Below are 13,342 nucleotides of genomic sequence, written 5' to 3'. Positions count from 1 at the left end.
ACTAATTCACCAAAGTTCGGGAAAATTAGTTAGTTATTTTAAAATATTTATTTATCTCATACTGTTTAAATAAGATAAAAATAATGAAGTCGTAAAATGAGATTTAGACCATTTATTTTTTATATGGAGTCTCATAAGTCGTCTCAGCAACTGGTGAAACGCGCCAAATCGTATTGCCTACATCATCTGCAACTAACACAGCACCTGAGAAATCAATTGCTACACCTACAGGGCGTCCATACGCTTTACCTTTATCACTGAGGAATCCAGTCAAAATATCTTGCGGTGGACCAGAAGGTTGACCACTTCTAAATGGTACAAAAATGACTTTATAACCACTGTGAGGTTTACGGTTCCAAGAACCATGCTGACCGATCAATGCCCCTCCTCTAAATTGTGGCATGAGTTCGGCTGCATAAAATGCAAGGCCTAAAGAAGCCGTATGGTTACCTAGCGCATAGTCGGGTTTAATTGCACGAGCAACCATTTCAGGATTTTGCGGTTTTACTCGCACATCTACATGTTGACCATAGTAGCTATAAGGCCAGCCATAAAAAGCTCCATCTTGAACTGACGTCATATAGTCGGGTACTAGGTCACTCCCAATTTCATCGCGCTCATTAACCACCGTCCAGAGTTTTCCACTTTGAGGTTGCCAAGCCATACCATTTGGATTACGCAGGCCGGTTGCAAATGGGCGTGACTGACCACTTGCGATGTCAAACTCCGTAATTTGTGCTCGGCCTTTTTCTTGATCTAAACCATTTTCAGCAACGTTACTGTTAGAACCAACGGTAATGTACAACTTGGTACCAGCTGGGTTAGCAATCACATTTTTGGTCCAATGGTGATTTAAAGGGCCACCGGGTAAGTCCAACACTTTGGTTCCACTGGCCGTAATTTGAGTTTCACCTTCTTGATAAGGAAAACGCAACAGTGCATCTGTATTGGCGATATATAAGTTATTACCGACCAATGCCATACCAAATGGAGAATTTAAGTTTTGAAGAAATACTGTTTTCTGATCGGCAACTCCGTCTCCATTAGTGTCACGAAGTAAACTAATACGGTTTGCACTTGGATGAGATGATCCTGCACGTCTCATCACAAAAGACATAATTTTACCTTTAATCCCTTTGCTGTCTTCTGGTTTAGGCGGGGCATCCGTTTCAGCAACCAATACATCACCATTTGGTAATACATAAAGCCAACGTGGGTGTTCAAGTCCTTTGGCAAATGCTTTGACCTTTAAACCTTCTGCTGGTTTTGGCATTACCCCACTCGGCCAGCCTTCTGCTGGAGCTATATTAACAGTTGGTAATAGGCTTGATTTAGGTTCAGGAAGTTTTGGGTCTGGCCCATAACTATCAGTAATTGGATATTGAGAGGATGAAGCACATCCTGCAACAAGAACTACAACTGTAGTGCCTAAAATTGGCATTAAAAAACGTGTAAACATCTTTTATCTCCATTTCTTATTTTTTCGCAATAAGCACAGATTAATGCTTTAGAAGAGAGACTTATAGTTTATTTATTTAACCAAACTAAGGATTACCGTCTATATTTTCAAAATTTTAATACATAACTAGTGTTTTCTAGACATTTAAAAGACTCTATTTATCAACTACACATTAATACTTGGCGTTAGGATTATTGCGTAAAATATTTAAGAAACCCTCTTTATCTTTTGGTGAGATCATTACGGTAGCCATTCTTCCATCTTTCATATAATAAATTTTGAGTCGATCTAGCGATAATGCCGGAGAGGAAAGTGGATTATGAGTAGGTTCTATTTGGGTAATATCATTAATATTAATTTTCCATCGAAATACCAAGCTCTTAATGATTAATGTGTTGTTTTCTACTACGTAATACGTGTTAAAGACCGAAAGCCAAATAACCAAAATGACTAAACTATAAATGACGAGATGTGGAAAATTTGAAGCTAAAGAATAATGATAATTTGCTTCATAAATTTTCATAAGGATATTGGCAGTGATCACAACAAATATTAATAAAAACCACCAATCAATTTTTGATTTAAATTTCAAAAGTTATCCTCCACGTTTAAATATCATTTATAACGAGCCTTTCTATATTTTTTATAAAATAATTGAACTAAAAATTAGCTTTAAATGTTAATGATACAAAATCTCGATCATCTATCGTGCTAAATTCATTAGAACCAAAAAAGTTATTATAGGCAATCTCTGTTGTATATTTTTGCTGATAAGTCATAGATAACGCCGCAGTTACACTCATTTGCCCTTCTTGAAAGTTTTGGCTATATCCATAAACATCGTGTCTAAAACTAAGACTTGGCGTAATCACTGTAGAGGGTAAAATATCTTGATAATTTAATGCTCCACGTAATCGGTAACCTAATGACCATTCATTAAAAAAACCGTTTTTATTACAAAAGCGTTCATTCAAGTTATCAATTTCTGCATTGGTAAGATGAGCTGTACCATACGGCGTACATTTAAACTCACCTGTTTCAGGATTATAAGCACCTGTTGAAAGCTCACTACGGCCAAATGCACCAGTCCGACCAATCCGATGATTACCAATATCTGCAATATGGTTTAAGGCAAACTCTGTAGACCATGTCATCGAATTCGCGCCCCAAATATTGAATATGCTATCAGTTGCTCCAACCGAAAATTGTGTTACGGGTAAACGTACATATCCTTGGATATATTGACCCAATCCAACAGTTTTTCCCGGCGGCGCAAATGGTGTTCCTTCCGATAGCACTTGAGCATAGACAATGTCTGTGCCGTTTAGCTGCAAAGGTTGATTAGGTTTGTGGGTTAATTCACTAAAAATGGTTGTTGTTCCAACTTTCCCAGTCAGACTTAATCCAAACATTTTGATATTTTCAGGATAGATAGAAAAATAACTTGCGCTATTAAAATGTTCGGGTCCTGCTGCTGTTACAGCCGTTCCATCAAAGTTTGCATTACGGCTATGGTAGTTCGCATAGTAAATACCTAACTCAGCATTATTTAAACTGGCTAATGTCTGTTTTAAAGCAATACCATATTGGCCATTATCCTTTGCTTTTCTACTTTCTGCACGTGGAATATAGGTACGTAAACGAATTGCGGTATCTGATAATTTATCTCCACCTCCAGCAATCAGAACTGGACCTGCATTTTCGGGCACAAAGTCTGAAATCTCAAAGAAAGTTCCGCTACCATCAACAACTGAAGGTCTAAATTTAAATTGATAGAACCCTTCTATTTTCAAATTTTTAATAATGCTTGTGTCGAACGAAAACATTTCGGCTGGAATGATTCTTTCTTTTGCATCACCACCCGGTCGGTTAATTGCAGCAAAATCAAATGCACTCACCGAATTTAAACCGTTTTGAAAAAACTGAGATTTCCCCCAATTTAAAGTCTGTTTGCCTAATTTTAAATTGATGCTTTTTCCATCGTCTAATTCAAAATCTTTCCATATATAGGCATTCCATAAATCGATACCTTTGAACTTTGCGAGCCTTGGCCACGCTGAATCATTAAAGGGTTTAAAGTCTCCGTGCCCTGTCTCATAGGCATGGTCATACCAGTATTTAGTGCTAATGACCGCACCCTGCTGTTTTCCATTTAGCTTAACTTCGGTTATGCCTCTGATGATCTGTGAAATGGCATCATATTTACTAAAATTCATACGCCCATCATCACCATTCACATCAATGCTAGCGCCTTGTTTACCTATTTTGTTTGCGTCAGGCCGATAAAGTAATGAAACGGATGGATCTTGCGTACTCCAACTGGCTCCTAAGCTTAATGTCGTTTTTGTATCGAACTTCCAATCTTTATCAATATCAAAATTCTCTGCGTTCACTTTAGACATGAATAAAATTAGGCTTAATGAAACACCTATTTTTTGAATATATAGAACGTGATTATTTCTTAGATTTAAATAGACGTACTGACCCATCATATTATCTCCCTATAAATATGATTTTTTTATTTATTGCTTATTACTCAAAGCCATCCATTGGCTTTAAATGGTTTACATAAGCAGGTATTTTTTTGCACTAGGCTGGTTGTTCGACCTGATCTAACTGTTGAATGAATTGTTCAGCTAAAGGCCAATAGCCAAAGCCAGATGCAGGGTTTAAATGTCCCACTTCACCTAAATTTACGAGTCGACTACCCCACTTTTCTGCCATTTCACTGACAGCTTCATAACGAGCTAAATGGTCATTGGTGCTTGCAACCAAAATGCTGGGAAAAGGTAGTTCTTGATCTGGTAAAGGACTCCATCCTTCTTGATGAAGTACAGTTGGGCTTGGATAATTTTCTGGCCAGCTTTCGTTTAAGTCAGGTGGAGCCACAAGTAGAGCTCCTTGAATTGGTCGTTGATATTTTGCAGCCCAGTGTATTGTCATCAGCACACCAGCGCTGTGTGCGACCAAAATGACAGGCCCTTGTATTTGTTCGAGTTGTGCCTGAATAGCAGCAACTCTATTTTCACAATTGAGTTTATTAGTTTCTACAGGTGGTACAGAGCGAACCTTTGCTAGCTTTGTTTCTAAGATTGTTTGCCAATGCTCGGGAACATGATCGCGTAACCCCGGAATAATTAAAATTGTTGCTTTGGTTTGTATTTTTTCCATTTCGACGCCTGTGAATTTTGCCATCTAGGATGCATAAGAATTTTTATAAAACTCCATTCACAATAAAGGCTCATTTCAGTTAATGGTGTACATAAGACGTCACGGACTTTTCATTTGACGACACATCTTTTTAAAATTTCGTAAATTAATTAAAATAGTTTTTGTAATTACAAATGAATTAAAAGAACAGATTTAAAATTGATTCGACATCATGATTAGGCGCTTAAATAAAAGCTTTTGTAATGCAGATATTTTAGTTATAACTAGATATGAGCTGTAAGGAATATGGCTGATTAAGAACAGGAGATAATAAAATGGTGCCTCTTGCGCATACCGCCTCTTTAAAAAATTATTTGGCAGTTGCTCAGCAATTAGATCTAAATCCCTACCATTTATTATCACGTGTTGGGCTTAGCCAAACTCAATTGAATGATCTTAAACAACGTATTCCTGTAGATAAAGCCATTACCTTGCTTGAAGACTCAGCCCAAATGAGTAATTGCGATGTATTCGGTTTACATATGGCAGAGCAACGCGAAATCGCGGATTTTGGTGAACTGAGTTTATTATTAAGTTACCAATATACTTTGAGAGAAGCGCTACAAACGATTGTTCGTTATAGGAATTTACTCAATAACTCACTTGAAATATATATTGAAGAAATTGACGATACAGTAGTTATTCGAGAAGAAGTTATAACCACAACTTACGGATATAGCCGTCAAGCCACAGAACTTGCTTTAGGAATCACCCATCGTTTTTGTGCAGCACTCATGATGCAAAAATGGCGGCCTTTAAGTGTACACTTCACTCATAACCCGCCTAGTGATTTAACTTTGCATCGGCGGATTTTTGGCTGTGCGCTAGAGTTTGGTAGTGACTTTAATGGCATTGTTTGTACGGCAGCCGAACTTGATACAACAAACCCTCAAGCAAATCTAGCTATGGCTAACCATGCGCAGCGTTATTTAGATATTTTGCAAAATAACAATGAATCGACCATGATTTTTGATATTCGTAAAAGTATTTATCTTCTTTTACCAATGGGCCGCGCTACGATTGATCAAGTCGCACAAACACATGGTATTCATGTGCGGACTTTACAACGTCGATTAGAAGAAGCTCAGACGAGTTTTAGTGATTTAATGAATGAAGTACGCAAAGACCTCGTATTTCGTTATTTAAAAAATCTAAATTATTCACTTGCTCAAGTGTCTGATATTTTAGGTTACTCAATGCCGAGTTCTTTTACGCGTTGGTTCATTAGCCAATTTGGTATGTCACCGAATACGTGGCGTAGTCACAATAAAGCCCTGCTCAATTAATTTCTCTTTATGTGAGGCTAAATGAAGTCATTTAAAATGTAAGGAAGCTGGAGAACCACTCCAGAACTTCCTTAAAAATCTAATTTTTAAAATTAAAACCACAAGCGCATAAGTCCAAGAACCAATACCACTAAAAAGATGCTTTCGCCGATCATTAAAAGGATTGGTTTAATGCCGACAGATGCTAATTCTTTTAACTGAGTTTTCATCCCTAAAGCACTAATTGCGATGACTAAAAACCAGCGTGATAAGTCATTAATTCCATTTTGAACCATCGCTGGTACCCATCCTGTACTATTAATACAAGCGAGTAGTAGAAAGCCAACAGCAAACCAAGGCAGTAATGGTGGTCGCTCTCCGGTTGAATCTGCTCCTTGCATACGGGTAATCATAGCCGCACAAACAATTACTGGAAGCAACATTGCCACACGCATGAGTTTAACTACAGTCGCCGTATCCCCCGTTTGAGTAGACATGCTATAACCAGCGCCGACCACTTGCGCTACATCATGAATCGTAGCACCAAGAAACACTCCAGCCGCTTGTGGCGATAACTCTAGCCACTTCGCAATCATCGGGTAGACAATCATTGCAAATGTTGAAAGTGCCGACACGCCAATCACGGTAAATAAAGTCGCTTTTTCTTTTTGCGGATGATTTGGAAAAGCAGCCGATAGCGCCAGTGCGGCTGAGGCACCGCAGATTGCCGTTGATCCACCAGTGAGCATGCCAAATAGTTTTTGGAAGCCTAAAATTTTAGCGGCAATAACAGAAACTGTAATTGTAACAACAACCAAAGTGACAACTAACGCAACTGGTTGCCAACCTAGTGCGGTAATTTGTCCTAAAGTTATACGCATACCGAGTAACGCGATGCCCATCCGCAGCACACTACGTGCGGTAAACTCGATACCTGCCTTACATTTACTTTCAGCCGCTAAAAAATTCACGCTCATGCCGAGCAGTAGTGCAAATAGCATAACTGGCGCGCCATAGTGCTCTGATAAAAAACAGGCAGCCGCTGCAACGACCGAACTGACCACAAAACCTGGTGCTAATTCTCTTGTACGCTGGGAAAAATTTTTCAAAACTAAACTACTCATGATTTTCCCCACAACCGATCACAATAAATACCTTGTCCTCGATCACTTCTACGGGATAGGTTGCAACTTTGAGCTGAGCAGAATTAACTAAACAGCCATTTGTTAAATCAAAGCGTAGACCATGGGCACAACACTGAATCACTCGTCCTTCTAACCGTCCACTAAATAGCGATGCGCCCTGATGAGGACAACTGTCATCGATTGCATAAAATTGAGTCGCAACGTTAAATAGTGCGAGAGTTTTATCTCCAATTTTAAAAAAAGCCCGCTCACCTGAATTCGGTATTTTCTCGAAAGGCACTTCAAATCGGTTGGTCATATCAACTCTCCTTGTGCCAGCATTGCCTCTTGCATCGCTTGATAAAGTGCATCTGCTGACTGCGCACCCACTAAGGCAGAAGCCCGATCAAAAATAAAGTAAGGCACGCCATTACCTCCTGTACTTGCAGAGATAAAATCTTGATGATCTTGAATAAATAAATCTTTGATAAGCTCAGGTGAGAAGCCACAACGTTTCACGATTTTGTATAAAGTGGTGGTATTTCCGATGTCTAACCCATCATAAAAATATGCAGCAAAGAGTTGTTCTAACAACGCATTGCATTGCTCAGGAGTTCCTATTTTTAAAGCTTTATCAAATAAGCGATGAGCTTTGGCCGTATTTGGCATCCGTTTAATCTGTTCAAAATCGATCTTGAGCCCAACTTTATGTGCAGCTTTATTGACCTGTTCTTGTCTCATACGAACTGCTGTCAAGCTACCTAACCGTTTCAAATAAAACGTTTGAAACGGTACACCTTCAATTGCCAAGTCGGGTATGAGCTGAACACTTCGCCAGTGCACGACAACTTTGACTTTGGGGTGAAGCTGATAAAATCTATTTATAGCGATCAGTAACTGACGTTTTCCGATCAAACACCAAGGACAAATAAAGTCAAAAAATACATCAATGTGTAATTGCCGAATCATCATTTGTTATTCATCCCGCATTTTTGTATTTGGTTACCTGAATGATTTTTAAGCTCAATTATTCCTTGCTGCTCAAAGCGTGCGATATCTTTGTGATAATGGCGTTTGGCATAAAAAAATACGGCTGCAGCTGCAATACTGACCAATGGCATGAGTTGAAATGCGTTATGTAAACCAATCACATCAGATACTTTGCCAACCACTAAAGGACCAAGAGCTAAACCAAGAAAATTGTTAGCTAAAGTGAGTGTTGCAAATGCAGAGCCATGAACTGAGTTATGTGTGAGATTGGCCACCATGGCACTAGATGGCCCATTGGTTCCTAGGGCAATAAACATTCCTAGGCAGATGAGAAGTAACTGATTAAGTCCCGCAGGCGCAGCAAAAGCAATTAATAAAAGAACACAACCGAGCAAGCAGTATGTAATCGCTAAACTGACCTTACGATCTGGACAGTTACGGCCCAAATAATCACACAACATGCCGCATAGAATTGTGCCTACTGCACTACATAGTAAAATGACCGCTGCCATTACGCCTGCCTTGTCGGTACTCATGCCGTAATAGCGATTGAGATAACTCGGCATCCAGACAATCACTGTGCCACCAACAAATAATTGCAGACCACTACCAATGTAAGTGGCAATGACTGAACGACTTGAATATAAAGTTTTTAAAGGGCTTTTAATGTGCTGGGTTTTACTACGAATTTTATTTTGAGGTGTTGCGTTTATTCTGTTTTCTTTCACTAAAATTGGATATAGAAAAGCCAAAATGAGACCAAATAAAGCAATGCCTCCAAAAGCCCAACGCCAACCAAAATGTTGTGCGAGTACACCACCTAAAGCCACACCCAAAAACGAGCCAAATACGCCACCCGCCATAAAAGCACTGGCGAGTGTTGCACGCATTTCTCGTGGAAAAACAGCCACAACCACTGCGATTCCAACGCTGCCATAAGCAGCCTCACCCACACCAACCATAAAACGAGCAATAAACATCTGCTCATAATTTTCAGCAAGCGCACATCCTAAAGTCGCCAAACTCCATAAAGCCGCCATAATGGCCAAGCTTTTCACTCGTCCAAAACGGTCTGCCATTAAAGACAACGGCAGAGTCAATAAACCCACCATTAACGCCACAATGCCACTGAGCAAACCTAACTGGCTATCGCTGAGCAACCACTCATTTTTAAGTAAAGGAAAAACTGCGTTTAAGACTTGTCGTGACATGTAATCTGAAATGAGCAGACCAAATGTCAAAGCAAAAACAAGCCATGCATAACGACGAGGTATACTGATTGACGTATCAACATCGCTCATCTGATCTGAATACTGATGTGCATTCATACGACCTCCTTGTATTTTTTATAATTTCTATTTAGCTAGTGCAGCAACGCACTTTTAAAATCAAAGCGAATAAGCTGCACTACAATTGAGGTCTAAGTTCCGTTAGACCTTGTCACATTATTTACGCTGCGGCACGCCCTTTTGCCCAGCTTTACGGTTGGGTGCCATACCATTTGCGATTAGGGTTTCTTCAATACTGCTGTATTGCACCCCAATACGATAAATTTCACGGGCTTCTTTTCCTGAGGCAATTTCACGGCCTAATTCATGGGCAATCCGAACGGTTTGCTTAATTTGCTCTACAGATGAAAAACGGCGTCCTTGATGATCGATGATCGTGTCTTCATTACCCACACGGGCATGTAAACCCATTGCCATCGACATCGTATTAAAAGGTAATACATTTTTGAGCAAAGATTCTGATGTCAAAGTACATCCATCAGGTACGCGATGAATAAAATTAAAGAAATTAAATGGATTTGGACCATCAAAACCGCCACCGATTCCAATCCAAGTTAAGTTTAACGGCCCCATATACAATCCTTTACGTACCATACGTTCTAGCGTCTCAAGACCATGCATACCCGTTAACTGAAAGTGCGGTTGAATATTGTTTTTACATAAGCGCTTAATATGTTCGGTAACCCATGCAGGCCCTGCAGGCACAGTCATCTCTGCATATGCTGCTTGAGTCGCTGGATGTGCCAATGAAGTCCCTTCTAAATATTCAGGATAGAGCAATTCCATAATATTCATTTGTGTGGTGTTAATTGCCACCGTGACCTGATCAGGCTTTGGAGTGAGTTCAGCCAACATATGTCGGGTGTCATCACTTAACCATAGAGCCGCTTCACCTTCGCTTTCTGGTGCAAATGAAATCGAGCCACCCACCTGAATAATCATGTCAGGCACAGCTTCACGAACCCCTGCAATAAGCTCGTTAAATTTTGACAAGCGTTTAGAGCCTTTGCCATCAAGCTCACGGACATGTAAATGCAGCACTGTCGCGCCTGCTTCATAGCACTCAACCGCTTTTTGTATTTGCTCATCCATGGTCACAGGAATATCTTCTGGAAAGTCTTCTGGCATCCATTCGGGTCCATACGGCGCAACCGTGATTACCACTTTTTCCATATTTTCTGGGTGCAATGAGTCGTCAAAGAATTGCATGTGCATCTCCTTATGTATTTTTAGAATTTTCGATTAGATAAAATTATTAACCTATAGACTTAATAGGTTGCGTCACCAATAATGCCGGCCCGTTCCATTTTTCGGTGGCAAGGTGGGTAATCCATGACTGCATAATGTTGTGTGCTACGGTTATCCCAGATGGCAATGCTGTTAGGCTTCCAACGCCAACGCACTTGAAACTCTGGAATATACGCTTGAGAAATTAAGTAACGTAGTAGTTCAGCTGCGCCCGGATTGGCATCTTGTCCAAATCTAACGCGCTCTTTGGTGTGATAGTTACTAAAGTGGGTTGTGAACGCGTTGACGTATAAAATTTTCTCGCCCGTTTCGGGATGAGTACGTACCACTGGATGCTCAGCATCAGGGAACTTTGCTTTTAAGTCCAAGCGTTTTTCAAGTGGCATAGCCGCACCAAAACTCGCTTCTATGCTGTGGTAGGCACGTAAGTCAGCAATCTTATCCTTAATATCGTCGGGTAAAGACGCATAGGCCATAACCATATTGGTCCACATGGTGTCACCACCTACAGGTGGGCATTCAACACAGTGCAGCACACATCCCATCGGTGGAACCTTGCGCCAGCTTGCATCGCTGTGCCAAGCATTTTCATAACGATCGACAGGACTTTCCGGATGTTTATAAATCTGCACCAAACCCGGATGATCAGGATGGCTGCCTACCGCAGGATGATCTTCTAACTGTCCAAATTTTTCTGCAAATGCCACATGATCCTGACGGGTTAAGTGCTGATCTCGCAAGAACAACACACGGTGTTTAAGTAGTTGTGTGCGAATTTCAGCAAATAATCCATCATCATAAATCGCATCAGCAAGTTTGACGCCACTGAGCTCTGCACCGATATTGCAAGTTAACTGTTCAATTTGCATAAGAAATCCCTTCAAATTACAAAGATTGATGAACCTATTGTTTTACGTGCTTCCAAATCACGATGAGCTTGCACGGCATCCTTTAGCTCATAGCGCTGATTAATTTCAATTTTGATTCGCCCATGTCGAACATGATCAAATAATTCATTTGCCAGTTCTTTCTTCTCGGCAGGATCTGCAATGTAATCTGCCAAAGCTGGACGTGTGACAAACAATGAACCTTTCACAGCGAGTAATACCGGATCAAAAGCAGGAATTGGACCAGATGCTGTTCCTACGCAGACCAACAAACCACGGCGTTTGAGAGAGTCTAATGAACTCATAAAAGTGGCTTGGCCAACACTATCGAAAACGACATTTACACCCACGCCACCTGTTAACTCACGTACACGCTCCGCAACATTTTCATGACTGTAGTTAATGACATGATCACAACCATGAGCTCGCGCTACGGCAGCTTTTTCTTCTGAAGATGTGGTCCCGATAACAGTTAGGCCAAGTAATTTAGCCCATTGAGAAACGATCAGCCCAACACCACCAGCGGCTGCATGTAATAAAATTGAATCACCCGCTTTAAAGTCATAAATACGGCGCATCAGATAAGCAGCGGTCAGCCCTCTCATGGTCATGGCTGCCGCTGTTTCACAAGAAATTTCTTCGGGTAATTTAATTAAAGCATTTGCTGGAATTAGACGGTGGGTGCTATATGCACCTAAGGTATTTAAAAAACCTGTATAAGTAACTCGATCACCTACTTTAAGCTGAGTGACTCCTTCGCCTAAAGCTTCGATAACACCAGATGCTTCGACGCCCATGCCATTAGGCATTGGAATTTGATAGGTTCCATTACGAAAATATGTATCGGCATAATTTAAACCGACTGCCACATGACGTAGGCGTACTTCTCCAGCTTTTGGATCTCCTACTTCTACATCCTCATAGCGCATTACTTCTGGCGTTCCTGTTCCATAGAAACGTATAGCTTTCGTCAACGTCATGTCCTATTCCATATTTTGGTTTTTTATTGAGTGCCTATAAAAGCAATAACCAAAATTACAACAGTTAGGATATGGGCCACTTTACATTTGACGACACAAGCTTAACGTTTAATGACAAAGGATATTCCAAATATTGCTAAACAGTATTCCCAGCAATTGCAGCAGATATATTTAAATTGGTGCTATGAGAATTTTTATTTTCACTCAAGCTAAAACTCACCGCCTCTTTTGCATGAATAGTGGTGGTATCAAATAAAGGAACCGAGAATTTAAGCTCACCAATTAACATACAAATTTCGGTACAACCCAAAATAACTCCTTGGGCACCTTCAGCTATAAGCCTCTCTACAATAGCAATATACTTTTGCTGAGAATCGGGGTTAATCACACCTAAACAAAGTTCTTCATAAATAATGCGATGGACTGTCTTTCGATCTTCTTCATTTGGAATAACGACATCAATTCCATAATCCTGCAATCGAGCTTTATAAAAATCTTGCTCCATTGTAAAAGCGGTCCCTAACAGTGCAACTTTACCAATGTTTTGACTCAAAATTTCTTTTGCCGTTGCATCAGCAATATGTATAAATGGAACCGTAATGGCATCTTCAATTTGAGGCGCTACCTTATGCATGGTATTAGTACAGACCAAAATACAATCTGCCCCTGCTTTTTCTAAATTTTGTGCTTGCTCAGCTAAATATGTGCCAGCTTCTTGCCATAAACCCTTCGCTTGCAAGGCTGCTATTTCTTCAAAATCGACACTATTAATAATGACCTCAGCAGAGTGTAATTTTCCTAATTTACGATGAACCATTTTATTGATCTGTTGATAATAAAGCGCTGTAGATTCCCAACTCATTCCGCCTAATAAGCCGATTGTTTTCATT

General features: G+C 40.2%; 13 protein-coding genes. 1 reads left to right on the top strand and 12 read right to left on the bottom strand.

Going from position 1 to position 13,342, the window contains the following annotated elements:
- Positions 1-112: 112 nt before the first annotated feature.
- The 4 genes from KIP84_RS06320 to KIP84_RS06305 form a co-directional block, all read right to left on the bottom strand.
- Complete coding sequence (locus KIP84_RS06320; RefSeq protein WP_213689536.1) at positions 113-1,459, bottom strand: sorbosone dehydrogenase family protein; 1,347 nt, start codon at positions 1,457-1,459, stop codon at positions 113-115.
- Positions 1,460-1,631: 172 nt separating this feature from the next.
- On the bottom strand, positions 1,632-2,051 hold the full coding sequence (locus KIP84_RS06315; protein ID WP_213689535.1) for a PH domain-containing protein: 420 nt from the start codon (positions 2,049-2,051) through the stop codon (positions 1,632-1,634).
- 67 nt (positions 2,052-2,118) lie between these two features.
- A complete protein-coding gene (locus KIP84_RS06310) occupies positions 2,119-3,948 on the bottom strand; it encodes a DUF1302 domain-containing protein (protein WP_213689822.1) in 1,830 nt (609 codons plus the stop codon).
- 100 nt (positions 3,949-4,048) lie between these two features.
- On the bottom strand, positions 4,049-4,654 hold the full coding sequence (locus KIP84_RS06305; protein WP_081410479.1) for an alpha/beta hydrolase: 606 nt from the start codon (positions 4,652-4,654) through the stop codon (positions 4,049-4,051).
- A gap of 290 nt (positions 4,655-4,944) precedes the next feature.
- On the opposite strand from KIP84_RS06305, the gene KIP84_RS06300 reads away from it, so the two are divergent.
- Complete coding sequence (locus KIP84_RS06300) at positions 4,945-5,955, top strand: AraC family transcriptional regulator (RefSeq protein WP_213689534.1); 1,011 nt, start codon at positions 4,945-4,947, stop codon at positions 5,953-5,955.
- 92 nt (positions 5,956-6,047) lie between these two features.
- Here the strand turns inward: KIP84_RS06300 and KIP84_RS06295 are convergent, their stop codons facing one another.
- The 8 genes from KIP84_RS06295 to KIP84_RS06260 form a co-directional block, all read right to left on the bottom strand.
- Positions 6,048-7,058, bottom strand: a complete 1,011-nt coding sequence (locus KIP84_RS06295) for a putative sulfate exporter family transporter (protein WP_213689533.1) — start codon at positions 7,056-7,058, stop codon at positions 6,048-6,050.
- Positions 7,051-7,359, bottom strand: coding sequence for a Rieske 2Fe-2S domain-containing protein (locus KIP84_RS06290; RefSeq protein ID WP_081404607.1), 309 nt, complete (start codon positions 7,357-7,359; stop codon positions 7,051-7,053). Before KIP84_RS06290 ends, KIP84_RS06295 begins: the two co-directional genes overlap by 8 nt.
- Positions 7,360-7,373: 14 nt before the next feature.
- Positions 7,374-8,030 carry a DsbA family oxidoreductase gene (locus tag KIP84_RS06285; protein WP_213689532.1) on the bottom strand — a complete coding sequence of 219 codons (657 nt, stop codon included), beginning with the start codon at positions 8,028-8,030 and terminating at the stop codon, positions 7,374-7,376.
- On the bottom strand, positions 8,027-9,376 hold the full coding sequence (locus KIP84_RS06280; protein WP_213689531.1) for an MFS transporter: 1,350 nt from the start codon (positions 9,374-9,376) through the stop codon (positions 8,027-8,029). The genes KIP84_RS06285 and KIP84_RS06280 overlap by 4 nt, the downstream gene beginning before the upstream one ends.
- Positions 9,377-9,493: 117 nt before the next feature.
- Positions 9,494-10,546 (bottom strand): 3-keto-5-aminohexanoate cleavage protein, encoded by a 1,053-nt coding sequence (locus KIP84_RS06275; RefSeq protein WP_057070495.1) that lies wholly within the window; start codon positions 10,544-10,546, stop codon positions 9,494-9,496.
- 59 nt (positions 10,547-10,605) lie between these two features.
- On the bottom strand, positions 10,606-11,454 hold the full coding sequence (locus tag KIP84_RS06270) for a TauD/TfdA family dioxygenase (RefSeq protein WP_213689530.1): 849 nt from the start codon (positions 11,452-11,454) through the stop codon (positions 10,606-10,608).
- A gap of 11 nt (positions 11,455-11,465) precedes the next feature.
- On the bottom strand, positions 11,466-12,452 hold the full coding sequence (locus tag KIP84_RS06265; RefSeq protein ID WP_126645863.1) for a quinone oxidoreductase: 987 nt from the start codon (positions 12,450-12,452) through the stop codon (positions 11,466-11,468).
- 136 nt (positions 12,453-12,588) lie between these two features.
- Positions 12,589-13,341, bottom strand: coding sequence for an aspartate/glutamate racemase family protein (locus KIP84_RS06260; RefSeq protein ID WP_199983706.1), 753 nt, complete (start codon positions 13,339-13,341; stop codon positions 12,589-12,591).
- Between the last annotated feature and the right edge of the window lies 1 nt (position 13,342).

Origin of the sequence: Acinetobacter sp. BHS4, from assembly GCF_018454425.1 — a bacterium.
GTDB classification, from domain to species: domain Bacteria; phylum Pseudomonadota; class Gammaproteobacteria; order Pseudomonadales; family Moraxellaceae; genus Acinetobacter; species Acinetobacter pittii.
The sequence above is the reverse complement of the archived record's forward strand: the minus strand, read 5'-3'. Positions and strand labels throughout refer to the sequence as shown.